General features: G+C 66.6%; 17 protein-coding genes and 3 tRNA genes. 15 read left to right on the forward strand and 5 right to left on the reverse strand.

Features of this window, described 5'->3' with window-relative positions; genetic code table 11:
- Positions 1–54 precede the first annotated feature (54 nt).
- The 4 genes from lon to H4O13_01795 all read left to right on the forward strand — a co-directional run bounded on the left by lon (position 55) and on the right by H4O13_01795 (position 4,839).
- Positions 55–2,562, forward strand: a complete 2,508-nt coding sequence (gene lon / locus H4O13_01780) for an endopeptidase La (protein MBE5314112.1) — start codon at positions 55–57, stop codon at positions 2,560–2,562.
- A 48-nt stretch (positions 2,563–2,610) separates the two neighbouring features.
- Positions 2,611–2,685 (forward strand) — tRNA-Val (locus tag H4O13_01785).
- Between the two features lie 77 nt (positions 2,686–2,762).
- A tRNA-Asp gene (locus tag H4O13_01790) sits at positions 2,763–2,839 on the forward strand.
- A gap of 86 nt (positions 2,840–2,925) precedes the next feature.
- Complete coding sequence (locus H4O13_01795) at positions 2,926–4,839, forward strand: SurA N-terminal domain-containing protein (GenBank protein ID MBE5314113.1); 1,914 nt, start codon at positions 2,926–2,928, stop codon at positions 4,837–4,839.
- Between the two features lie 537 nt (positions 4,840–5,376).
- Here H4O13_01795 and H4O13_01800 read toward each other — a convergent pair.
- From H4O13_01800 to gloB, 3 genes are all read right to left on the reverse strand, one after another.
- On the reverse strand, positions 5,377–6,165 hold the full coding sequence (locus H4O13_01800) for an enoyl-ACP reductase (protein MBE5314114.1): 789 nt from the start codon (positions 6,163–6,165) through the stop codon (positions 5,377–5,379).
- A 500-nt stretch (positions 6,166–6,665) separates the two neighbouring features.
- Positions 6,666–7,796 carry a transglycosylase SLT domain-containing protein gene (locus tag H4O13_01805; GenBank protein MBE5314115.1) on the reverse strand — a complete coding sequence of 377 codons (1,131 nt, stop codon included), beginning with the start codon at positions 7,794–7,796 and terminating at the stop codon, positions 6,666–6,668.
- 95 nt (positions 7,797–7,891) lie between these two features.
- Positions 7,892–8,656 (reverse strand): hydroxyacylglutathione hydrolase, encoded by a 765-nt coding sequence (gene gloB / locus H4O13_01810; protein ID MBE5314116.1) that lies wholly within the window; start codon positions 8,654–8,656, stop codon positions 7,892–7,894.
- On the opposite strand from gloB, the gene H4O13_01815 reads away from it, so the two are divergent.
- The 4 genes from H4O13_01815 to H4O13_01830 all read left to right on the forward strand — a co-directional run bounded on the left by H4O13_01815 (position 8,652) and on the right by H4O13_01830 (position 12,938).
- On the forward strand, positions 8,652–9,413 hold the full coding sequence (locus H4O13_01815; GenBank protein MBE5314117.1) for an alpha/beta fold hydrolase: 762 nt from the start codon (positions 8,652–8,654) through the stop codon (positions 9,411–9,413). The genes gloB and H4O13_01815 overlap by 5 nt on opposite strands.
- Positions 9,414–9,794: 381 nt before the next feature.
- Positions 9,795–10,370, forward strand: coding sequence for a glycine zipper 2TM domain-containing protein (locus tag H4O13_01820; GenBank protein ID MBE5314118.1), 576 nt, complete (start codon positions 9,795–9,797; stop codon positions 10,368–10,370).
- A gap of 104 nt (positions 10,371–10,474) precedes the next feature.
- Entirely contained in the window at positions 10,475–12,130 is a 1,656-nt protein-coding gene (locus H4O13_01825; protein MBE5314119.1) for an amidohydrolase, read from the forward strand.
- A gap of 115 nt (positions 12,131–12,245) precedes the next feature.
- Positions 12,246–12,938: a DUF2062 domain-containing protein gene (locus H4O13_01830; GenBank protein MBE5314120.1), complete on the forward strand. Its 693-nt coding sequence runs from the start codon at positions 12,246–12,248 to the stop codon at positions 12,936–12,938.
- On the opposite strand, the gene H4O13_01835 is transcribed toward H4O13_01830, so the two are convergent.
- Positions 12,920–13,747 carry a D-alanyl-D-alanine carboxypeptidase family protein gene (locus H4O13_01835; GenBank protein MBE5314121.1) on the reverse strand — a complete coding sequence of 276 codons (828 nt, stop codon included), beginning with the start codon at positions 13,745–13,747 and terminating at the stop codon, positions 12,920–12,922. The two genes, H4O13_01830 and H4O13_01835, sit on opposite strands and share 19 nt — an antisense overlap.
- Positions 13,748–13,955: 208 nt before the next feature.
- Between H4O13_01835 and H4O13_01840 the strand changes: the two genes are divergently transcribed.
- The 6 genes from H4O13_01840 to H4O13_01865 all read left to right on the forward strand — a co-directional run bounded on the left by H4O13_01840 (position 13,956) and on the right by H4O13_01865 (position 20,944).
- A complete protein-coding gene (locus tag H4O13_01840) occupies positions 13,956–15,851 on the forward strand; it encodes a hypothetical protein (protein MBE5314122.1) in 1,896 nt (631 codons plus the stop codon).
- A 73-nt stretch (positions 15,852–15,924) separates the two neighbouring features.
- Positions 15,925–18,051, forward strand: a complete 2,127-nt coding sequence (locus H4O13_01845) for a bifunctional (p)ppGpp synthetase/guanosine-3',5'-bis(diphosphate) 3'-pyrophosphohydrolase (protein MBE5314123.1) — start codon at positions 15,925–15,927, stop codon at positions 18,049–18,051.
- A gap of 43 nt (positions 18,052–18,094) precedes the next feature.
- Entirely contained in the window at positions 18,095–18,775 is a 681-nt protein-coding gene (locus H4O13_01850) for a hypothetical protein (protein ID MBE5314124.1), read from the forward strand.
- Positions 18,772–19,218 (forward strand): ribonuclease HI, encoded by a 447-nt coding sequence (gene rnhA, locus H4O13_01855; GenBank protein ID MBE5314125.1) that lies wholly within the window; start codon positions 18,772–18,774, stop codon positions 19,216–19,218. The genes H4O13_01850 and rnhA overlap by 4 nt, the downstream gene beginning before the upstream one ends.
- Positions 19,215–19,922, forward strand: coding sequence for a DNA polymerase III subunit epsilon (dnaQ, locus tag H4O13_01860; GenBank protein ID MBE5314126.1), 708 nt, complete (start codon positions 19,215–19,217; stop codon positions 19,920–19,922). The genes rnhA and dnaQ overlap by 4 nt, the downstream gene beginning before the upstream one ends.
- Positions 19,919–20,944, forward strand: coding sequence for a serine/threonine protein kinase (locus H4O13_01865; GenBank protein MBE5314127.1), 1,026 nt, complete (start codon positions 19,919–19,921; stop codon positions 20,942–20,944). Before dnaQ ends, H4O13_01865 begins: the two co-directional genes overlap by 4 nt.
- A gap of 205 nt (positions 20,945–21,149) precedes the next feature.
- On the opposite strand, the gene H4O13_01870 is transcribed toward H4O13_01865, so the two are convergent.
- On the reverse strand, positions 21,150–22,379 hold the full coding sequence (locus H4O13_01870; GenBank protein MBE5314128.1) for a hypothetical protein: 1,230 nt from the start codon (positions 22,377–22,379) through the stop codon (positions 21,150–21,152).
- A gap of 249 nt (positions 22,380–22,628) precedes the next feature.
- On the opposite strand from H4O13_01870, the gene H4O13_01875 reads away from it, so the two are divergent.
- A tRNA-Ser gene (locus H4O13_01875) sits at positions 22,629–22,718 on the forward strand.
- The last annotated feature ends 3 nt before the right edge of the window (positions 22,719–22,721 follow it).

Below are 22,721 nucleotides of genomic sequence, written 5' to 3' on the forward strand. Positions count from 1 at the left end.
TCAGTGCAATGGGCCGCGTGCGCTGTCGCCGGCGGCCGTCCAAAGGAGAACTCCATGAGCGATGCCCCTTTCCCTGCGTGCGTAGAGCTGCCGGTGCTGCCGCTGCGCGATGTCGTGGTTTATCCGCATATGGTCATCCCGCTATTCGTCGGCCGCGAGAAGTCGATGCTGGCGTTGGAAGCCGCCATGGCGAGCGACAAGCAGATCCTGCTGGTGGCGCAGAAGGCGGCGGATATCGACGATCCCATGCCTGTGGATCTGTACGGCATGGGAACGCTCGCGCATGTGCTGCAACTGCTCAAGCTGCCGGATGGCACGGTCAAGGTGCTGGTTGAAGGTGTCGCACGCGCTCGCGTTGATCGCGTCGAACAGCGCGAGGGCGCGCTCTACGCGCGCGCCGATGTGGTCGACTCGATTCGCGACCGCGATGCCCGCGAGCTTGGCGTGATTCAGCAGTCGCTTCTCTCGCTGTTCGAGCAGTACGTGAAGTCGAACCGCAAGATTCCGCCGGAGCTGCTTTCAACCCTGGGCGGAATCGACGACACCTGCAGGCTGGCCGATACCGTCGCTGCCCATTTGGGGGTGCGTCTCTCGGAGAAGCAGAACCTGCTGGAAGCGCTTGAGATCGGCCGGCGGATGGAGCTGCTGATCGGCTTGGTCGAAGGTGAGATCGACGTCCAGCAGATCGAAAAGCGCATCCGCGGTCGGGTCAAGTCGCAGATGGAGAAGAGCCAGCGCGAGTACTACCTGAATGAGCAGATGAAGGCCATCCAGAAGGAGCTGGGTGAGCTTGACGATGCGCCGAACGAGATCGAAGAAATCGCCCGCAAGATCACCGCGGCTGGGATGCCGAAAGAGGTCGAAGCAAAAGCGCGCACAGAACTCAACAAGCTCAAGCAGATGTCGCCCATGTCTGCTGAAGCGACGGTGGTGCGCAACTACATCGATTGGATGGTGGGGGCCCCCTGGAAGCTTCGTACCCGCGTGCGCCGCGACCTGCGCAGTGCTCAGCAGGTGCTCGACGCAGACCACTACGGCCTTGAGAAGGTCAAGGAGCGCATTCTCGAATACCTCGCGGTGCAGCAGCGCGTGCGCACCATGAAGGCCCCTATCCTCTGCCTGGTCGGCCCGCCTGGCGTTGGCAAGACCTCTTTGGGTCAATCGATCGCAAAGGCGACCAACCGCAAGTTCGTTCGCATGAGCCTGGGCGGCGTGCGTGACGAGGCGGAGATCCGTGGGCACCGTCGCACCTACATCGGTTCCATGCCCGGTCGCATCATCCAGAATCTCTCCAAGGTGAAGAGCCGCAACCCGCTGTTTGTGCTCGATGAGATCGACAAGATGAGCATGGACTTCCGCGGCGATCCAAGCTCGGCGCTGCTCGAGGTCCTGGACCCCGAGCAGAACAGCGCATTCGCGGATCACTACCTCGAGGTCGATTTCGATCTCTCGGAAGTGATGTTCGTTGCTACCGCGAATTCGCTGAACATTCCTGGCCCGCTGCTTGATCGCATGGAGGTCATCCGCATTCCCGGATACACCGAGGACGAGAAGCTCAGCATCGCCCAGCGCTACCTGCTGCCGAAGCAGATCAAGGCCAACGGCCTCAAGCCCTCTGAGCTTGACATCCAGGTCGAAGCCCTGCGCGCCGTGATCCGCTATTACACGCGCGAGTCCGGCGTCCGCAATCTGGAGCGCGAGATCTCGAAGATCTGCCGCAAAGTGGTCAAGGCTCTGCTTCTGCAGCCTACTCCCGCCAAGGCCGCGCCCGCCAAAGCAGCAAAGGCAAGGAAGCTGCCCAAGCTCCGCCCGGCAAAGCAGGGCGTCGAGGTCAGCGTGGACAACCTTGCCGACTATCTGGGCGTGCGTCGATTCGATTTCGGGCGTGCGGAGAAGGACAACGAGATCGGTCTGGTCACAGGTCTTGCGTGGACCGAGGTCGGCGGGGATCTGCTGCAGATCGAAGCGACGGTGGTGCCGGGCAAGGGCAATCTGATCCACACCGGCCAGCTGGGCGACGTGATGCAAGAGTCGATCAAGGCGGCACAGAGTGTGGTGCGTTCGCGCGCTGATCGCCTCGGGCTTGATCCCGAGTTCTATCAGAAGCTCGACATCCACGTGCACGTGCCCGAGGGCGCCACGCCGAAGGACGGGCCCAGCGCGGGTATCGCCATGTGTACTGCGCTGGTGTCTGTGTTGACCCGTGTGCCGATCCGTTCTGATGTGGCCATGACGGGCGAGATCACCCTTCGCGGTCGCGTGCTGCCGATCGGCGGGCTCAAGGAAAAGCTCCTTGCCGCTCTGCGGGGCGGCGTGCGCACCGTGATCATCCCGGAAGAGAACGCGAAGGACCTCGCAGAGATTCCGGCCAACGTGACGCAAGGCCTCGACATCCGCCCGGTGCGCTGGATCGATGAAGTGTTGGACATTGCGCTTGAGCGTCCGGTTGCGGAACCTGCCAAGCCGCCGGCCCCTTTGCCGCGTGCTGCGCGCAAGCCAACGAAAGTCGCGAAGCCTGTGGCCCGACGCAGGGTCAGCGAGAAAGCGCGACGCCCCCACTGAGATGGCTTTGCACGAACAGCTCGATGGTGTAAGCTGTGGAACTCTTCCGGGTGCTTAGCTCAGCGGTAGAGCGTCTCCCTTACAAGGAGAGGGTCGGGGGTTCGAAACCCTCAGCACCCACCAAAGCAAAGTATCCGGTCGCTGTCAAAAAAAGTTGTAGACAGCGGTACAGTTGACCAGCATAATGCTGGGCTTAGCGCGGAGTGGTAGTTCAGTCGGTTAGAATACCGGCCTGTCACGCCGGGGGTCGCGGGTTCGAGTCCCGTCCACTCCGCCATCTCTTCAAGGGCGCCCGCGTGGCGCCCTTGTTTTTTTCCGGGTACGGATGTCCCGTGCCCGCCACCCGAGCACGGTCGAATTCGCATGCTGCAGACACTGCGTGAGAAAACCACCGGCTGGGTCGCCGTCGTCATCGTCGGTGCACTCGCCATCCCCTTCGCCTTCGTGGGTATCGAGAACTATCGCGCCCAGTCGATCGCCGACTACGTCGCCAAGGTTGGCGAGATCGAAATCAGCCGGGATGACTTCACGCGTCGCTTCGAGGGCTACGTGCAGCGCGCCCAGCAGATGATGGGCGAGTCATTCCAGCGCTCGCTGGTCGACACCCCCGAGGCGAGACGTCAGGTGCTCGATCAGATGATCGACGAGGCCTTGTACCGCACGGCCGCGATGCAAATGGGGCTCAGGGTCACGCCGGAGCGGCTGCAGGATGAGATCAAGGCCATCCCAGCGCTGCAGGTCGCCGGCCAGTTTAGTCCTGAGCTCTACCGCGATCTGCTGACGCGCGAACGTCTCACCGCGTCCGGGCTGGAACAGATCCTTGCGCGCGAGATCGAGGCGTCGTTCTTGCCCGAGGGTCTGACTCGCAGCGCTCTGGTCACTCCGGCCTACGTGGACAGTTATCTGGCTTTGCGGGATCAGAAGCGCAGTTTTGCCTACCTGGAATTGCCTGCGCCCGCCCTGGCCGAGACTCCCGATGACGCCGCGCTTCGTGCGCACTACGACGCGAATCTCGAAAGCTATCGCAGCGAGGAGACAGTCAGCGTCGAGTACATCGCGCTCGATGCGGCCTCGATCACCGTGAGCGAAGAGGTCAGCGACGAGAACCTGCGAGTTCTTTACGACGAAGCAGGGCGCCGCTTCGTTGAGCCCGAGCAGCGACTGGCCTCGCACATCCTGATCCGCGTGCCAGCGAACGCCGACGCCGCTACGGAAGCTGAGGCTCTGTCCAAGGCTGAAGCAGCGCTCGCTCGTGCCCGCGCAGAGGGTGCTGACTTTGCAGCCTTGGCCACCGAACTGTCCGAGGATCCAGGTTCGCGCGGCTCCGGTGGCGACCTGGGGTGGCTTGAGCGCGGCTTCACTGATCCCGCATTCGAGGAAGCGCTTTTCGCGCTGAGCGCGGGCACCCTGAGCGAGCCCGTGAAGTCCGCGGAAGGGTGGCACGTCATTCAGCTGCGCGAAGTGCGTGCTGAAGTGGCCAAACCTTTCGAAGAGGTGCGCGAAGAGCTCCGCGCCGAGTACGTCGCAGCGGAGAAAGAGCGCCAGCTCGACGAGCTTGCCGGACGCATGGTGGAACTGCTGCTGAAGGATCCGACCGCTCTTGAGGACACAGCCGCAGCCCTGGGCGTGGAACTGAAGACTGCCGGCCCCTTTACCCGCGGCGCTGGCGTAGATGCGATCAGCAACGAAGCCAAGGTGCGGGAAGCGGCGTTCTCCCCGACCGTGCTCGAGGATCGGCTGGTCAGCGACATGATCGAGCTGCCTGGTGGCCAGCGCGTGGCACTTCGCGTGACCGATCACGTTCCGTCTGCAGTCCTCGCTTTCGAGGATGTGCGCACCCGCGTGCTCGCAGAGGTGAGCGAAGCGCGTCTGGCTGAGCAGGCGCGAACCGAGGCCGATGCGCTTCTGGCGCAGTTGAAGTCAGGCGAGGCCACGCTCGAAGCGATCGCCGAGGCGCGCAGCATCGAGTTGAAGACCGGCGACGCACTCGGTCGAAACGCCTTCACCGTCAACCCTTCGCTCTTGCAGCAGGTCTTCCAGATGCCGGCGCCTTCGGCGGATGCTGCGACCTGGGGTCAGTTTGATATCGGGGGAGCCAGCCACGCTGTGGTGAAGCTGACCAGCGTGCAGGCGGGTGATCCCGCTGCCGTGCCTCAGGCCGAGCGCGATGCCCTTCGCGAACAGGTGAGCCAGGCGCTGGGCGACGCTGAAGCGCGCGCCCTGGCGGCCGCTCTGCGGCAGCGAACGACCATCGAGCTCGCCGAAGACCGCCTCTGAGGCACGTCGTCCGGAGACCGACAAGCAGAAAGGCCCGCGAATGCGGGCCTTTCTGTTTTCTCGGCGCTTCGATGGTCCTGGCACTCGGCGCCTGTCGCTCGAGCGTCTGTGCCTGCGCAGCAAATCCGTGGGGCGCCGCAAAGCTGCTCGACGCGAGCCGCCGCGCGAAAGGATGGCGTGGTTTCTGTACAGAGCCGCTCGCCACAGCCCTCGCGATAGGCATTCGCCTGGCTGGCCGTCGAAAACCAGACCCTCAGCTCGGCTAAGGAGAGCCGAGTCGACAGATCAAGCGCATAGGCGAGGGCTTTGTCGGGAGGCGGAACGGACCTGTGCCGGACCGCCGACTCCAAAGACTCCCGGGACGGGAGACTATCGACAAGCGAGGGGTGCAACACGGATCAAGTCCATCCTGAACTTGATCCGCGCCCGCGAGCTTGGCGCCGCCGGACTGGCTTCCGCTGGATCAGGCATCTGCGCACTGGATCCGCGATAGCGTCCTCCACAGGGCGCGGCAACGCTGAATTCTTGAGCGTTGCCCTAAACGTCGATGCCCGTCATGCCCAGAACGTTGTAGCCGCAGTCGACATAGGTCACCTCGCCGGTGACGCCAGCTGCGAGGTCGGAGCACAGAAAAGCGCCAACGTTGCCGACATCCTCGATGGTGACGTTTCGTCGCAGCGGCGCGTGTTCGGCGACGTGGCTGAGCATCTTGCGCAAGCTTCCTACACCCGAGGCAGCCAGCGTCTTGATCGGGCCAGCCGAGACCGCGTTCACGCGCGTGCCCTCCGGGCCGAGATTGAGCGCAAGGTAGCGCACACAGGCCTCAAGGCTCGCCTTGGCCAGACCCATCACGTTGTAATTCGCGAGCGCGCGTTCGGCGCCCAGATAGCTCAGCGTCAGAATGCTGCCGTTGCGGCCCTGCATCAGCGGGCGCGCGGCCTTGGCCAAGGCGGCCAGGCTATAGCTGGAGATGTCGTGAGCGATGCGGAAGTTCTCGCGCGTCAGATTGTCCAAAAACTGGCCGTCCAGCGCTTCACGCGGCGCGTAGCCGACCGAGTGAACCAGGACGTCCAGATGACCCCAGCGCTGGCCGAGCTCGGTCATCACCGCATCGATCTCGGCATCTGAGGCGACGTCACAGGGCAAGACCGGGCCACCGCCAAACTCAGCGGCGGCCTCTTCGACGCGCGAGCGCAGCTTCTCGTTCTGATAGGTAAACGCCAGCTCGGCGCCCTGTTTGTGCATGGCCTCGGCGATGCCCCAGGCGATCGAGCGTTGGCTGGCGATACCGACGATCAGAGCGCGCTTGCCCTGCATGAATCCCATACTTCCTCCTGCGTTGCGATGATGCCGGCGCACACGGCAGTAAGCCGATTGTCCAGCCCAGTGGATGGCGCTCGCCGACATCGGCGAATACGCACGCGTATGCAGGCGGTTGGCGCCTGCAGGCGCGCAAGTGTGCACGCTGAGCGCTGTGATGGCCACGCCCGCTGCGTATCGAAGCCCGCGTACGCCGGGGTACTGCCGAGCGCGCTGGATGCCTTGCGAAGACGCGGGCAACAGCACGCGCCCGGCGACGCCTTAGGGAACGTCTGAACAACGCGGTCCGGGAGTTGTTCAGACGCCGCGAGTCCGCTGCGGGCCCGGACTCGTTCGACCGCTGTGCGGCGACGCCTTCGCCGCGCTCGGTCACCCCAGATCAGGCACTGACGTGCTCGATCCGCGCGCGCGCCAGTCGTTGCGCGCCGGAAGCTCCGATAAATCAGAGCTTCCTTGGCTCGGTTTGCATCGCGGATGAACTGTCTCTTCCGGGAACGCCGCGTTCTTCAGCGCGCACCAGCGCCTGCTGCTGCCGACCCAGGCGCGAGACGCAGCACTTGGCCGATTCGAAGCACCGATTTTGCGTTCAGGCCGTTCCACTGCAGAAGATCGGCGAGGCTCAGCCCGTGTCGACGAGCAATCGCTGACAGCGTGTCGCCTGCAACCACGGTGTGCGCACGCGGCTCTGGCACTGAGACCTCGCCAGACTTCACGCGCTCCATGAAGGCAAGCAGGCCGGCCGCGGCATTCTCGGGGAGAAGGAGATCCTTGTCCCCGCGTGCCGGCGCTGCGGGACGCAGCAGCGGATTGAGGCTGCGCAGCAGTTCAGCATTCACGCCCGAGGCTTCGCTTAGCAGGTCCAGACGCTGCAGCCGTGGCGGCGCGGTCACGCGCGTCAGCGGTTCGAAACCGTCTGGGTCCGGCAGACGGATGCCGAACCTCTCGGGTTCGCTGAGCATGCAGGCCCAGGCCTTGAGCTTCTCCACGTACTCGTAGGTGCCGCGCGCCAGTCCCTGGGGCAACTGGCCGGGGGGCGGCGGTTGATCCAAGCGTTCGAGCAGCTTGCTGAGTCGAAAGGCTCCGGCGTTGTAGCCGGCCGCCGCCAACGCCCAATCGCCATGCTGTGACTGCAGTTGGGCCAGATGTTCGAGGGCGGCTTCGGTCGCATCCACCACCGACAGGCGCTCGTCGCGCTCGCCGCTGACCCTGAGTCCAAAATGGCGAGCGGTATCCGCCGTGAACTGCCACATTCCGGCCGGACCCGCCGGGGAGCGAGCCTGCGGTCGGTAGCTGCTCTCGATGATCGGAATCAGGGCGAACTCGCCCGGCAGGTCTGCGGCTTCGATCTGGCTCAGCACGTAGTCGAATAGCGGCAGCATGGGCGCGATGCGTGCGCCGAAACGGTCCGGGCGCGGCGCGTACAGTCGAATCCACTGCGCTTGGCGTGCGCTCTCCTCGCAGTGGTCCGATCCCAGTCGGGCGCGCAGGCGCTCGAACACATCCGGCGGAGGCGGAGCGGGCTTCTCGATCGGTTCGGGTGGCGGTGGAGCAGCCGGTATCGACTCGGGCGTTGACTCCACCGCGGCAGGCGGCGGCGTCGCCAGCGCCGGGCGCTTTGGTGCGTGACAGCCGCTCATGCAGAGCGCCATCCAGAGTGCGAGCACGACCCGCAGCTCGCTGCGAGGCCTCGCAGTTGCCGGGCGACTCGTCGGCTTGTGTCCGCCACTTCGCATCATCTGAACTCATCCTTCCAGCGGCGCAGCGCGCCGAAAACCTGGTCTGGCGCGTCAAGCGAGTGCCCACATCGCGCTTCGGCAGCCGCAAGGACTTCGGGCTGATCAACGCGCAGGAACGGATTGCATTCGAGCTCGGAGGCCAGCGCCACGGGAAGGCTCGAACGCCCCTGTTCGCGGGCGGCAGCGATCGACTGGGCGCGCGCGCGGAGCGCAGTGTTGTTCGGATCGACGACCTGCGCGAATCGGGCATTGGCTGCGCTGTACTCGTGCGCGCAGCAGACCAGCGTGTCAGCCGGCAGCGCGGCCAGTCGCTGTAGCGAACGGTGCATTTGCTGCGCGTCACCCTCGAACATCCGCCCGCAGCCAAGGCTGAACAAGGTGTCGCCACAGAAAACATAGCCGTCGATGTGATAGCTCACATGCGAGCGCGTGTGGCCGGGCGTAGCGATCACTCGGATTGAATCCTGCCAGCCATCAACGGTAAGGAGTTCGCCATCTTCGATGCAGCGCAGCTGGCCCCGTATACGAGCATCGGCAGGCGCGAAGCACGGCAGGCCCAGCCTTCGCTGCAGCTCGACCACGCCGCCTACGTGATCGGCATGGTGATGAGTGACAAGGATCGCCGCGAGCTCAAGTCCGCGCTCGACTTCTTCGATGACCACCTGTGCGTCACCCGGGTCGACGACAATGGCTCCAGCGTCCGGCGCGTGCAGCAGCCAGACGTAGTTGTCATCAAATGCAGGCAGGGCAGAGACCGTGATCAAGCAGGTGCAGGGTCAGCATGGGGGCGCAGAGTCTGGCAGATGCCAATCGGCGGCGCATGACGCGCTGCCCACTGCCCTGGCGCTGCATGGCGCGGGCGGCGGCGCCTGGGAGTGGGCCTGCTGGGCGCGGTCCTGGTCAGCCGCCGGCGGTCAGTTTGTCGCGGCGGACTTCAGTCGTCAGGCTGCTGAACAGAACTGTCGGATCAGTCCGCTGCTTCGCAACTTGGCTGAGCAGCACCGGCATGTGGTCGGGGGAGTTCTGCTCGGTGCCAGCTTCGGCGCTTTGCTCGCCTGTGCCTTGGCGCGGCCCCTGCGGGCGGCGGCCCTGGTGCTGCTGAATCCGCTGCCGCCAGCGCCTTTCCACAGCATCGGCGTACAGCGAAAGGATGGGGCCGAACCCGCACCTTCTTCGATGCGCCGCTGGGGACTGACTGCGTGCCCCGCCGGCACGCGGGCCGCGTTGCCTGAACTGGAGGCCTCTGAGTCGTTGCTTGCGTTCCGGCGCTGGACCGACTTCTCCCGAGGATTGCTGGCGGAGGCGCGAGCGGGGATCGCAGTGGAACGCCCCGATTGCCCCGTGCTCGTGGTTCACTCTGATGACGATCAAGACATCGATGCGGGTGCCTTGGAGGTCATGGTCGAGCGCTGGCAAACCGCGCATCTGCGCCTGCCTGGCTCGCATGTTTCTCCCCTACTCGGCAAGCGCTGGTCAGAGGCCTACCGTGGAGTCCGCGCATGGCTTGCCGGGCTTTAGGTCGACGCCGAAGAACTCAGCGTTGCCGCGCGCCACGCAGGTCGCATTGCTTGAGCCAGTGTGATCGAGCGCAGCGAAGGCATCACCGTGGAGCGGGCGAGCGCGTCCGGACAGGTGCCTGACTCGCGACCACGGATCAAACTCAGCAGGGATTTGATCAGCCTTGTCTTTGTCAGACGGAGCTGAGCGATCGGCGGATACGGCGCTGTGCGCGTTCGGCTGACGCGCGCCGACGGAGCGCGCGCCGCTTGATTCAGCCGCGACTTGTCTTGCTCGATCCGCGCTGAACGCGGTCCTGGGAGTTCAGAGGCGATTAAGTGCCCCGAACCTAGCGTCCATCGCGCCGGGACGGCCCGGTCTTGGACAGCAGTGGAGTTCGTCATGAAGCGTGCAGGCCTGCGTTCTTTCTCACTCGTCACCGCAGCGTTCGCGCTGGTTTGCGCGGGCGCGGGCGCGGCCTCGGCGGACGGCGGTGGCTACGGCCCAGCCTATGACTATGCCCGCGTGGTTGAGGTGCGGCCGATCATCGAGAGCTATCGCGAGCCAGTGCGCAGCGAGCAGTGCTGGAGCGAACCCGTGACCTATCGCGAGCCCGATCGTTACCGCGGTGGTTCGCGCGATCGCGCTCCGGCCATCCTGGGCGGCATCATCGGAGGCGCGATCGGCAATCAGTTCGGCAGCGGCAGCGGCCGCGATGCGGCGACCCTCGCGGGTGCCGCGCTCGGCTATGCCGCCGTGCGCGACTCGCAGCGCCATCGCGGCGGCTACATCGAGGGGCGCGAGTACACACGCTACGAAGATCGCTGTCGCGTGGTGACCGACTACCGGCGTGAGGATCGCGTGGTCGGCTACGACGTGGCCTATCGCTATCGTGGGCGCACCCACTGGACACGCACCGACTTCCATCCTGGTGACCGCATCCAGGTCGAGATCGATGTGCGGCCTGTGCCTTACTGATTCCACTTGACGCTTCAAGCAACAAGCCGCGCTGCAAAGCGCGGCTTGTTGCTTTTCAGGGGCTGCGGCACAGTGGTTGCTACCGCGATTACCGAGACCGCCGCATGCCGCCTCGTGCCTCCCTCGTTCTGCTGGGTCTCGTCACAGCTGCTGTGGCGTCCGCTGAAACCACCCTGCTGGTCGATGCGCGTATCCATACCCTCGATACGGACCATCCACTGGTCGAAGCGATGGCCTGGGATGACCAGGGACGCTTGCTTGCGCTGGGCGACAGCGAAGCGTTGCGAGAACAGTTCGCGGGTGCACGTGAGATCGACCTTGGCGGGCAGACGGTTGTGCCCGGCCTCATCGACGCTCACGGCCACCTGATGAATCTTGGCCATGCGCTGCTGCGCGCCAATCTTGCGGGGGCAAACAGCAAGGCGGAGATCATGGAGCGCCTCAAGGCGCATGCGCGCGATCTGCCGAAGGGCGCATGGTTGCTCGGCCGCGGCTGGGACCAGACGCTCTGGCCTGAGGCGGAGTTCCCCACTGCCGCAGATCTCGATGCGCATTTTCCGGATCGTCCCGTGTGGCTGGAACGCGTTGACGGTCACGCCGGCTGGGGCAACTCCCTTGCGCTGGCAGTCTCCAAGCGCGATCTGGCCGGCGAGTGGCAGCCCGAGGGTGGGCGCATCCTGCGTGACTCGAAGGGTGAGCCGACTGGCGTGCTTATCGACAGCGCTGAACAGTTCGTCGTCGAGGCTATCCCCGCTCCGTCCGCCGAGGTCGATGCGCTGGCCTTCGAGCGTGCGCTGGCCGAAGCCGTCAAGTTCGGCCTGACGGGTGTGCACGATGCCGGAGTGTCCCTCCAGCAGCTCGCCCTGTACCGCCGCTTCGCCGACAGCGGCCGCCTGCCTCTGCGCATTCACGCGATGGCCAATGGAGACGCGGAAGCCCTGGATGCGCTGTGTGCCATGGGGCACTACGTGCATCCCTCCGGTCGACTGCAGATGCGGACGGTCAAGCTCTATATCGACGGCGCGCTGGGTAGCCGCGGTGCTGCCCTGCTCGCCGATTACAGCGACGAGCCCGGCAACCGCGGCCTGCTGTTCGCCGAGCCGCTGGCCTTCGAGAAGGTCTTGCGCAAGGCCCACGACTGCGGCGTTCAGGTCGCAGCGCATGCGATCGGTGATCGCGGCAACCGGGTTGTGCTCGACGGCATGCAGCGCGTGCTGGGCGAGGCGGCAGGCAGCGATCACCGCTGGCGCATCGAGCATGCGCAGGTGGTGGCGCTGTCCGACATTCCGCGTTTCGCCCAGCTGGGCGTGATCGCTTCCATGCAGCCCACCCACGCCACCAGCGATATGCGCTGGGCGCAGGCGCGACTGGGTGAGGATCGCCTCGCGGGCGCCTACGCGTGGCGACGCATGCAGGAGTCGGGAGCCCTGCTTGCCCTGGGGTCGGACTTTCCCGTTGAGGCGGTTGACCCGGTGCTTGGCCTGCACGCCGCCGCAACGCGCCAGGATGCGCGCGGTTGGCCCGAAGGAGGTTGGATCGCGACCCAGAAACTGAGTCTGATGGAGGCGCTGCGCGGCTTCACCCTCGATGCTGCGCGCGCAGGCTTTGCTGACACCGAGGTCGGCAGTCTGCAGCCCGGCAAGCGCGCCGACTTCGTGGTGCTCTCGCGTCCGCTGGAGGATCTGGCGCCCGCCGACATTCTGGAGCTGCGCGTGCAGTCAACGTGGGTGGACGGCGCGCCTGTCTATCCCCCGCGCTGACGCGCGGAAAGCGCCGACACTCGCTTCTGCAGGCGTTGAAGTCGATGATCTGGTGCCTTCATCTGGTCGAAAGCGCTCGCGCACTTAGCGCAGGCCTGTCGCCGTGAAGCGGCGCTTGCAACGCTGGCTGCCGGATCCCGACAAGATTCGTTCCGCGGGCTGGGCACGCTGGATGGGCCGCGGCATACAGCACCCGCGGCTGTGGCACCTGGGGCGTCGCGGCACTGCGCTCGGTGTCGCGATCGGAATCTTCTTCGGGCTGCTGCTGCCGTTCGGGCAGATACCGCTGGCCGGCTTCACGGCGATTCTGCTCCGCGGCAACGTGCCGGTGGCCATGGCCAGCACCTTCATCAGCAATCCGCTGACGCTCCCGGCGACCTTCTACCTCGCGTACCTGATCGGGGTGTTGCTGATGGGGGGCGAGGCCACCTCAAGCACGAATGCAGGCGCCTGGCCCGACCCCTTGCTGATCGAATCGCGCATTGCCCACTCTGGCGAGCAGGGCCTGCTGAACCTCACCTGGGCCTATCTCGGCGCCATGGGCATGCCGCTGCTGCTTGGGCTGGCGGTGAACGCTTTGCTGGGCGGAGTGATCGCGCATGCGCTTGTCACGTTGGCGTGGCGGGTGAGTGCCCGCCGGGCATGGCGCAGGCGACTGCGTGAGCGCAGCGAGCGGCGCGCCGCACACACGGGCGACGGCGCGCGTGTCGAACGAGACCGAGATGTCTCGACTGCAGCCTTGGAGGAACCAGGCTGCGCGGATTCGAAGAACTCTGCCGCAGAAGTGCCTCAGATGCCGTTGCGCTGACGCAGGCTTCCGCACCCGGGCGGATGCCAGCACCAATGCCACGGCTCGTACACGATTCCGTAGGGGTTGTCGCGCGGATAGCTCAGGTGGAAGCCAAAGCGCGCGGCCTTCGCCTGCAGCCATGCGAAGGCGGGCGTGCGCTCGAAGCTCTCCTCGGCGGGCGGCTCACCGGGGCAGCCGATGTCCAGTGCACGTCCGCTGTGATGCTCTGAAAAGCCGGGGGCCGCGTTGACCTTGAGGATCTCTTCGATGGCGAGGCCGCGGGCGCGTTTTCGGCGGATGATGGCCGCCTGGTAGTGGGCGCTTCGAAAGCCCGAAATGGCCTGCAGCTTGATGCCCTCGCGTGCGGCGGCGCGCTGCATCGCGTTCCAGGCGAGTCCGGCTTCACGACTCAGCCACAGCGCTCGGCCGTAGCGATCACGGCCTGCCAGAACCAGCGCGGCTGGCGCCGGATGAGTGCGCTGACCGCCGCGGGTCGCGAGGGTTCTGTCGATCTCCAGTTCCCGCAGCAGCTGCGGCACGAGGTTTGGCGGCTGCCCAAGCTGCAGCGTGCCGGGGCAAGGACGACGCAGTGCGCGCAGGGCGGAGCCACGCGAATCCAGTACGGCCAGGTAAGCGCCGGTGTCGGCGTCCCGCAGCAGCCAAGGCCAGGAAGCCAGGAGGCGTTGCGTCCTCAGACCGCGTCCCTGCACGGAGTGGCTGGGGACGATTTCGAGGACTCGCTTCGGCTTGCGGGGCTGGAATGCCGCCCAGCGCAGTCCGCTCCGAAGCCGTGACGGCGGCAGAATCCGGCTGGGCATGGCGGGCATGGTGTTCAGGTCGGTCGTCGCGTGCAAGTAAGTCATGTCGTCCAAGGGAGCACCGCTCGGCGCGCGGTGGCGCCTGGGTTTACAGCGGGTTCAGGCGGGGCATGGCCAGCGGGCTACACTCCAACGGCCGCCTCGACCCGATGGCCGGAGATGGAATGCGAAGCGGCAACCCCTTACCCTATGCCCACTTATGTTTACGGAGTTCTTCATGACCTTCTTTCCTTTCCCTCGTTGCGCTCTCTCGATCGCCTTGGCCTCAGCCCTCGTCGGAACCGTCGCTATTGCGGCACCGGCAAGCGACGACGCTGCCAAGATGGAGGGCCGAACGTCGGAGGACAGCAAAGCGTCCGCGGGCATCGCAGGGGAGCTTCTGTGCGCACCCGGCGCCACCAAGGTCGCGAAGGATGGCTTGGGCCTCTACGACACGGGCAGCGGCTTGAGCCTAGCCCCCGTCAAGGCGGGTCAGCCCTGCACCTTGCTCGCCACGGGGGCGGGACTCAGCGTGCAGTTCAGCGGTCAAGGCGCCTTGCTGCTTGCCGGCCCCGTCAACTACCGACTCAACCAGACCCCGCGTCGCGCTGAGTTCGCCCTGGCCGAGCCTGCGCTCTGCGAGAGCTACTACAGCGCAACCGATCGCCTCACCCTGCGCGTGACCGATACCAACGCTGTCGTGCAGGATCTGCCCGGCATTCGCCGCGTCGACTACATCCCGGGTCCGGCGCGCTTTGTGCCGGATGCGGTCGAAGGCACCTACGGTCCGACCCTGCAGTGCCACGCGTTTCCCTTCACCAGCCTGATCGCCAACCCGCCGACGGTGCCGGCACCGCCCGCCGTCAACCCGGACCTGATCTTCGCGTCCGGCTTCGACGATTCGGCGAGCATCGCGCTTCAGCTGTTGACTGGCGATGGCGCCAACGCGATCCGCAAACTGGACGTCACTCTCGATCAGAGCTTCGCCTATCGGATCCGTATTACCAACACGGGCGCGGTGCCGGCGAGCGGCATCCGCCTGCGTGAATTCGTGCCGGTGCCTGCGGCCACGCCTCTGCTCACCCCGGTGGTGACCGCGGGCACTTGGACCTGTTCCACCGCAGCGGGCCCTTGCAGCGGGGCGGCGTCCGGCTCGGGCGTGTTGAACCAGGCCAGCATCACGCTGGCGGCCGGCGAGTCGCGCACCTACGTGTTGAACCGCACGGTCACCTCAGGCGCGCCCCCGCAGCGCACGCTGCTGGCGGCGGCGGTGTTCTTCAACCCGGAAGACGCCACCGGTGGCGGCGACCGCGTGTCGACTGACAACAGTGCGCCGCTGGTCCTTGAGCTGGTGCCCAACCAGGGCCCCGAGATCGCCTGTGCGGGTCTTTCCAGCCCGCTGAATCTTCTTGAGAACCCGTCCCCGGTCGAATACACCTGCACGCTCAGCGACCCCGAAGGCGATGCCATTACCGGCTTGGTGCTGCAGAGCAATTCCAACACTACCCTGCTGCCCAGCGCCGGCATGCTGACGCCCGGTTCTGCGCCGAACACCTGGACGCTGCGCTTTGCCGCCGCCACCGATCAGCTCGGCAGCTCGACGGTGGTGCTGCGCTCGACCGACAGCCGCCTGGGCACGCGCGACCTCACGATCGTGGTGAACGTGGCGGATGTGAATTCGCCGCCGAGCTTCGCACTTTTCACGCAGGAGATTCGCATGTCGCCCACCGGCGGCTTGCCGCGCGATGCGGCTGGCCAGCCGATTGATTCGCCGAACGTCGTGCGTGGGTCGAACTGCCCCAGCCAGGACGTGTGTTCGCTGACCTTCCCCAACTTCCTGATCAACCGCTCCCTTGGCGTGCAGCCCGAGTCCCCGTCGCAGCAGCTGCAGGCGAGTGTGAGCTGCGCGCCGCACTCGACTGGGGTCAATCCTTTCGAGGTGGCCCCGAGCATCACGCCAGCCACGCCACAGGCGGTTGGTCAGCCTTTCGCGCTGGGTTTCACCTATCGCAAAGCCAACTTCGACCCAGCCCCGAACCCCGCGGTCGAAGTGATTTGCACGATTACTGTCGCGGACACCGGCTCGCCACCCCTCAATGCGCAGCAAACGCTGCGGATCGTCTTCAACAACTGATCGGCAACCTGTACTGCACCACATGAACGCCGGAGCTTGCTCCGGCGTTTGTTTTTGCAGTCCACTGTGAGGCATGAGCAAGCCCGCCCTATCATCGCCGGTCGACTGGCTGCGGCAGCGCGCGCCACACAGCCCCGCGCTGCCCGCAGAGGTGGGCGCATGGTTGGAGGCTAGTGGCGTCGCTTTCTCCGAACAGGGCGTGCTGACGGACAGCCTGGCGCTGCTGGATCGCTTGGGTGCCGATGCGGACACCCTGCAGGCGGCGATGCTCTACGCCGCTGGGCCTGAGGTTGAAGCGAAGCCGCCGTGGCCCGTATCGGCCTCGGTGAGAACCTTGCTGGAAGGCCTGCACGAGGCCGAGAAAGTGTGGGCGCTGTGGGGCGAGCGCGGTGCGCGCAGCAGCGCTGAGGGCCTGCGCCGGCTGCTGCTGGCGATCATTCGCGACCTGCGGGTGGTGCTGATTCTGCTGGCGCGGCAGCTGGCGAAGATGCGCGCCGCGAGTGAACTGGACGAGGATTCGCGCAGACGTCTGGCCCAGTTGAGCGCTGACATCCACGCGCCGCTGGCGAACCGTTTGGGCATCTGGCAGCTGAAGTGGGAGATGGAAGACCTCGCCTTCCGCTACCTGCAGCCCGACACCTACCGACGCATCGCCAAGCTGCTGGACGAGAAGCGCGGCGACCGCGAGCGCTTCATCGAAGACGCCAAGGCGCGTCTGCGGGCCGCACTGGCGGAGGCCGGCATCCGCGCCGAGGTCGCCGGCCGGCCCAAGCACATCTACAGCATCTGGAAGAAGATGCAGCGCAAGGACGTGCCGTTCTCTGATCTCTATGACATTCGCGCGGTGCGTGTGCTGGTCGATGACCTCACCGCCTGCTACGCGGCGCTCGGCGCAGCCCATAGCCTGTGGACGCCGATCGCCTCCGAGTTCGACGACTACATCGCCAACCCCAAGGGCAACAACTACCGCAGCCTGCACACGGCCGTGGTCGGGCCCGAGGGCAAGACGCTGGAGATCCAGATCCGCACCCACGAGATGCACCAGCACGCCGAGCTGGGTGTTGCCGCGCACTGGCGCTACAAGGAGGGCGGCGGCGGCGACGCCGAGTTCGAACGCAAGATCGCCTGGATGCGCCAGCTGCTGGAAGGCAAGGAGGGCGAGGAGGACACGGCGCTGCTGGCCGGGCTGTCGACCGAGCTGATCGAGGACCGGGTCTATCTGCTGACACCGCAGGGGCAGGTGATCGACCTCCCGCGCGGCGGCACGGTGCTGGATTTCGCCTACCACGTGCACACGGAAGTCGGTCATCGCTGCCGTGGCGCCAAGGTCAACGGCCGCATCGTGCCGCTGACCTATGCGCCGCGCTCGGGCGACCGCGTAGAGATCCTCACCGGCAAGGTCTCCGAGCCGCGCCGCGACTGGCTGCTGCAGGGGGCGGGCTATCTCATCTCTGGCCGCGCCCGCGACAAGGTGCGGGCGTGGTTCCACAAGCTCGACCAGGCTCGCAATCTGCAGGAAGGCCGGGAGGTGCTGGACAAAGAACTGAAGCGCCTGGCTCTGCACCAGTTGGACCTGAACCTGGTGCTGGCGAAGTTCCGCTTGCCGCGGATCGAGGATCTCTACTTCGCGGTGGCGCTCGGTGATCTCGGTCCCAGCCAGGTTGCGCGCGCCCTGCACGAGGTCACCAGCCCCAAGCAGGAGCCCGAAGCGCCAAAGCCGCTGATCTCGGCCGCCAAGCCGCCGAAGCCCGATCGCGGTCTCACCATCGAAGGCGTGGGCAATCTGCTGACACAGCTGGCACGCTGCTGCCAGCCGGTGGCGGGCGATCCCATTGTCGGCTTCCTCACCCGCGGGCGCGGGGTCAGCATCCACCGCGAGGACTGCCCGTCCATGCAGCATCTGGCTGCGCGCCACCCCGAGCGCGTGCTGCCGGTGGAGTGGGGTCGTCGCGGCGGCCAGAGCTACCAGGTCGACGTGCTGGTGCGTGCCATCGACCGCAAGTGGCTGTTGAAGGACCTCACGAACGTGATCGGCGTGGCCAACGCCTACGTGCTGGGGGTGAACAGCCGCATGGACCCCGAGACCTCGAAGGCGGAGCTGCGCTTTTCGCTGCGCGTCAACGATTTCCAGCAGCTGGGCGAGCTGCTTGGCAAGCTGACCGTCGTGCCCGGCGTCAGCGAGGTTCGGCGTACGCCCTGAGCGTGGCTGCCACTGCGGCTGCGATTCGCAGACAATGGCGCCGATGCCCGCACTGTCCGCTGCCTCCGTGACGCCTCCGCTCGACTGGTTCGCCAGCGCCGCCGGCGCGCGTCTGCTGGCCTGCGAGGCTCCCGGCCTGCATGAGTTTGGTGGCCGTTGCGTTGGCAGCCGCGCGTTGCTGCTCTGCGGCAGTCGCGCTGCCGGTTTCGATGTGGCGCTTGAAGGCCCTCGCGCGGCGCTGTCCGTGGGCTTCGAGACGCGCAGCGGGGCGCTGGTCGGGCCACTGCGCGCGGATCTCGACGGCCTGCCGTTCTGTCGCGAGAGCTTCGGCCTGATCGTCGCGTGGCATCTGCCTTCGCAGCCTGCGTTCGAGCGCTTCGATTTCGCCGAGGCCGCCGAGCTGCTGCAACCGGAAGGTGAGCTGGTACTGGTGGGCCTCAACGGGCTATCGGCCTGGCGTCTGCATTGGCAGCGCTACCGCCTGCTGCCGCTGTCGGTGAATCGGATGCGCCAGCGCGCGCAAGCCGCCGGCTTCGAGCTGCGCGCTGTACGTGGCCTGGGTCCCCGCTGGCCCTGGGCTCTGGCCGCCGAGCCCGGCCCTGCGGTGCTGCAGTCGACCACGCTCTGCGCCAGCCTGCTGCTGCAATTCAAGCGTCGCCGCCACGGCCTGACTCCGCTGCCGGCGCGTCGCGCGCTGGCGGCTGCACGAATGGGAGCCCCATGAAGGAAGTTGAGATCTACACCGACGGCGCCTGCCTGGGAAACCCCGGCCCCGGCGGCTGGGGCGCGCTGCTGCGTCATGGCGCGCACGAAAAGGAGCTGGCTGGCGGTGAGCCTGACACCACCAACAACCGCATGGAGCTGCTGGCTGCGATTCGCGCGCTTGAGGCCCTGCGCGAGCCTTGCCGGGTGGTGCTGCATACCGACTCGCAGTACGTGCAGAAGGGCATCAGCGAGTGGATCGGCGGCTGGCAGCGGCGCGGCTGGAAGACCGCCGACGGCAAGCCGGTGAAGAACGATGATCTCTGGCGCGCCCTGCTGGCCGCGCAGAAGTCGCACAAGGTCGACTGGCGCTGGGTGCGCGGGCACTCCGGCCACGTCGAGAACGAGCGCGTCGACCAGCTGGCCCGCGACGCCGCTCAGCGCATCAAGGAGAAGGCCGCATGAGGCAGGTTGTCCTCGATACCGAAACCACCGGCATGCCGGTCGAGCGCGGTCACCGCATCATCGAGATCGGCGCGGTCGAGATCGTCAACCGCCGGCTGACGGGCCGTACCTTTCACCACTACATCCACCCCGAGCGCGAAATCGACGAGGGCGCCCAGGCGGTCCACGGCATCAGCCTGGAGTCTCTGGAAGGCAAGCCACGCTTCGCTGGCATCGCGGATGAGCTGATCGAGTTCCTGCGTGGCGCCGAGCTGATCGCCCACAACGCGGCCTTTGACGTCGGCTTCCTCAACGCCGAGTTGGCGCGCCTGCCGAACGCCCCTGGCGTGCGCGATCTCGCGATCGTGACCGACACCCTGGCGATGGCGCGCGAGCGCTATCCCGGCCAGCGCAACAGCCTGGACGCGCTGTGCAAGCGCCTGGGCGTGGACAACGGCCACCGCAACCTGCACGGCGCCTTGCTCGACGCCGAGCTGCTGGCCGATGTCTACCTCGCGATGACCTCGGGCCAGACCGATCTTGGTCTGGCGGTGGTCGCCGAGAGCGCCGCCGCGGCCAGCGCGCGTCGGGTCATCTTCGATCCGGGCCAGCTGCGCGTGGTCGCCGCCAGCGATGACGATCTGCAGGCGCATCGCGTCTGGGTCGACAAGCTGAAGGGCGCCAGCGGCGGGCGCAGCCTGTGGCCGGAGGCGGCCGAGGCGTGAGCCGCGAGCTGCCGCGGCTGCCGGCCGACACTCCGCGCGAGGTGGCGGGCTTCCGCATCCAGCGTCTTCTGGGCGGCGGCAGCAGCGCGCGGGTCTATCTGGCTGAGCATCCCCTGCGCCATCGGCCGGTCGCGGTGAAGCTGATCCGCGCCGATCTCGAAGCCGACGAAGACGGACTGGAGGCGCTGCTCGCTGCCGTCCAGCGCGCGCGCGGCCTGCGCCATCCGCACCTTGAGCGCGTGATCGAGGTGCAGCGCGGTCCTGATGGCGTACAGATCGTCAGCGAGTACCTGCCGTGCGGCAGCTTGCGCCAGCGCTTGGAGTCTGGTCGCGCGCTGCCGGCGGTGCAGGCCCTGACGGTGCTGAAGCAAATCCTCGCAGCGCTGTCGGCCCTGCACCAGCGCGGCCTGGTGCATCGCGACGTGAAGCCCGGCAACGTGCTGTTCGACGCCGAGGGCCGAGCGGTGCTGGTCGATTTCGGTCTGCTGCAGCCGATCCGTGCGCCGGCCCAGCCTGGGCCTGCCGACAGCGTGCTGCCGCCCGCACTGGGCGCGGGCTCCTCGCGCACCGGGCAGATCGCCGGCACCGCGGCCTACATGGCACCGGAGCAGGCCCGCGGCGAGCCCGTCGATGCGCGCGCCGACCTCTACAGCCTAGGCGTGATGGCTTTTGAACTGCTGAGCGGCCGCTTGCCTTACCGAAGCGAGGATCCGCTGACCCTGGCCGAACTGCACGAGCGCGCTCCGCTGCCCGAACTGCCGCGCGCCGTGGACTGGCTGCAGCCGCTGATCGACGCGCTGCTGGCCAAGCGCCTTGAGGATCGGCTCGACTCGGCAGAGGCCGTGCTGCAGGTCATCGAAACCTTGGTGCTGGCCGAGCCAGCGGCGGCTGATATCGCGCCGCGTACCACCTCGCGGCTGCTGCGCGCGCCGCGTCCTCCTCGGGCATCGCGCGGTCGATTGCTTGCCGTGGCCGTCGCCGTGCTGCTGCTGGCATCCGCGTGGGTGCTCGTCGCCCGCTAGGGAAGCTCTGGTTTATCGGAGCTTCCGGCGCGCCACGGATGGCGTGCACGCGGATCGATCACGTATGCGCTTGATCTGGGAAGTCCGAGCGCAGCGAAGGCGTCGCCGCGCAGCCGCCGAACGCGTCCGGCCCCGCGCCGGACTCGCGACGTCTGAACAAGGCCCGGATGGAGTTGCTCAGACCCTCCCTGACGGGAGCCGTGGATCACTGTACCTCGAAGCCATTGCGGAACAGCGCACCTTCCACCGTCACCGGCTGGAAGCAGGTCGCCTGCTGGATGCGCGGCTCGATCGAGGTGCGCGCGCAGGGCGAGAAGGTGCTGGATCCATTGAGGCTCGGGCTCATCAGCCAGCTGCCGGTCTGTGACTCGCAGACGCTGCCGGTCTGGCCGTCGTGGCTGGCACCGAAGTTGTGGCCCATCTCGTGGGCGATGGTCAGTGCCGTGGTTGTATTGGCAGCGCGCACCTGGTTGATGCCGTAGCCGAACGAAGTGCTGCACAGCGTGGAAACGTAGGCCACGCCGACCGTCGAGCCATCGAAATCCTTGCCGCTGAAAAGATGGTTTAGGCCGCCCTTGGGGATGCTGCTGCCGGCACCGCTGACCATATAGGTGCGGAAGCGCGTGAGCAGCGTATCGCTGCCGCTGACCACGGTCGTATTGAGCGTGCCGTTGTCGCTCAAGTGGCGCAGTTCGCCGACCACGATGCGGGTCTGGAACTGGTCGCTGTAGATGCCGTCCACCACGTTGACACGCGAGGCCACCACCGCATCGCGGTTGCTGCCGTGCACGCCTGCGAATTCGGTGTCGGTAATGACCGTCAGGCGCATCTGGCGTACCGGTCCGCCCAGCTTTTCCGTACCCGGAGCGGCGCGCAGGTGGCGCGTGAAGCTCGCATAGTCGGTGCGCGCGGGCGCGGCCTTCAGGGGATAGCCCGGCACCGTGACCACCTCGTCGATCAGGCCGGGCAGTTCCACATCGCGCAGGCGGTAGGCCAGCAGGGCATCCGGTGATGTCGGCGCGCGCTTCACCAGACTGCTCGCCAGCGTTTCCGCGCGATCGAGAAGCACCAGCTCGGCACCATCGAAATAGGCGCCGGAGTAGTGGCCGTCGACCAGCGACAGGCGCAGCCAGCTGCCCGCGATGCCCTCGATCTCGCCTTCGAAGTGGGTGCCCAGGGCGCTCCCTGAAGCGCGCGCCGCGGGCGGCAGCGAGGCGAGCAGGGCTGAGTTCTCACGCAGGCGCAGCTGCAGGGTCTGGCCTTCGATCTGCAGGTTGAGCCGATCCGGCGCGCGTGGATCCGCTTGCAGTCGAGCCTCGGCATGGGCGTGGATGCGGGTATCGCCGCTGGCGACTGCGGCAGCGCTGACCGCGAGCGCCAGAGTGCCAAGCGCACAGGCGAAGGTGGAGCGGACGGACCAGGAAGCGAAGCGCATGCGAGGACCAAATGCAAAAAACTGTGCCGAGTCTAGGGCGGAGCGTGGCGGGTTGCGAGTGAACGGGATCACCAAACACTGCATTCGCCGCGGAACGGCGCGGACGCTGTGACCGATGGCTGCCTCGGTTTGCGCCGTGAGGCCGCTCAGCGGCAGCCGTCATGTGCGAGCAGCCGAGCCGTTCAGTACTCACCGGACGAACATCGCGCGTGCTGGCCGCGCGCTGAGTGGCTACAATCGCGGCCCCGCGGAGGGATGGCCGAGCGGTTTAAGGCACCGGTCTTGAAAACCGGCGTGGCAGCGATGTCACCGTGGGTTCGAATCCCACTCCCTCCGCCAGCT

It is taken from the genome of Lysobacterales bacterium (assembly GCA_014946745.1).
GTDB lineage: Bacteria > Pseudomonadota > Gammaproteobacteria > Xanthomonadales > Xanthomonadaceae > Aquimonas.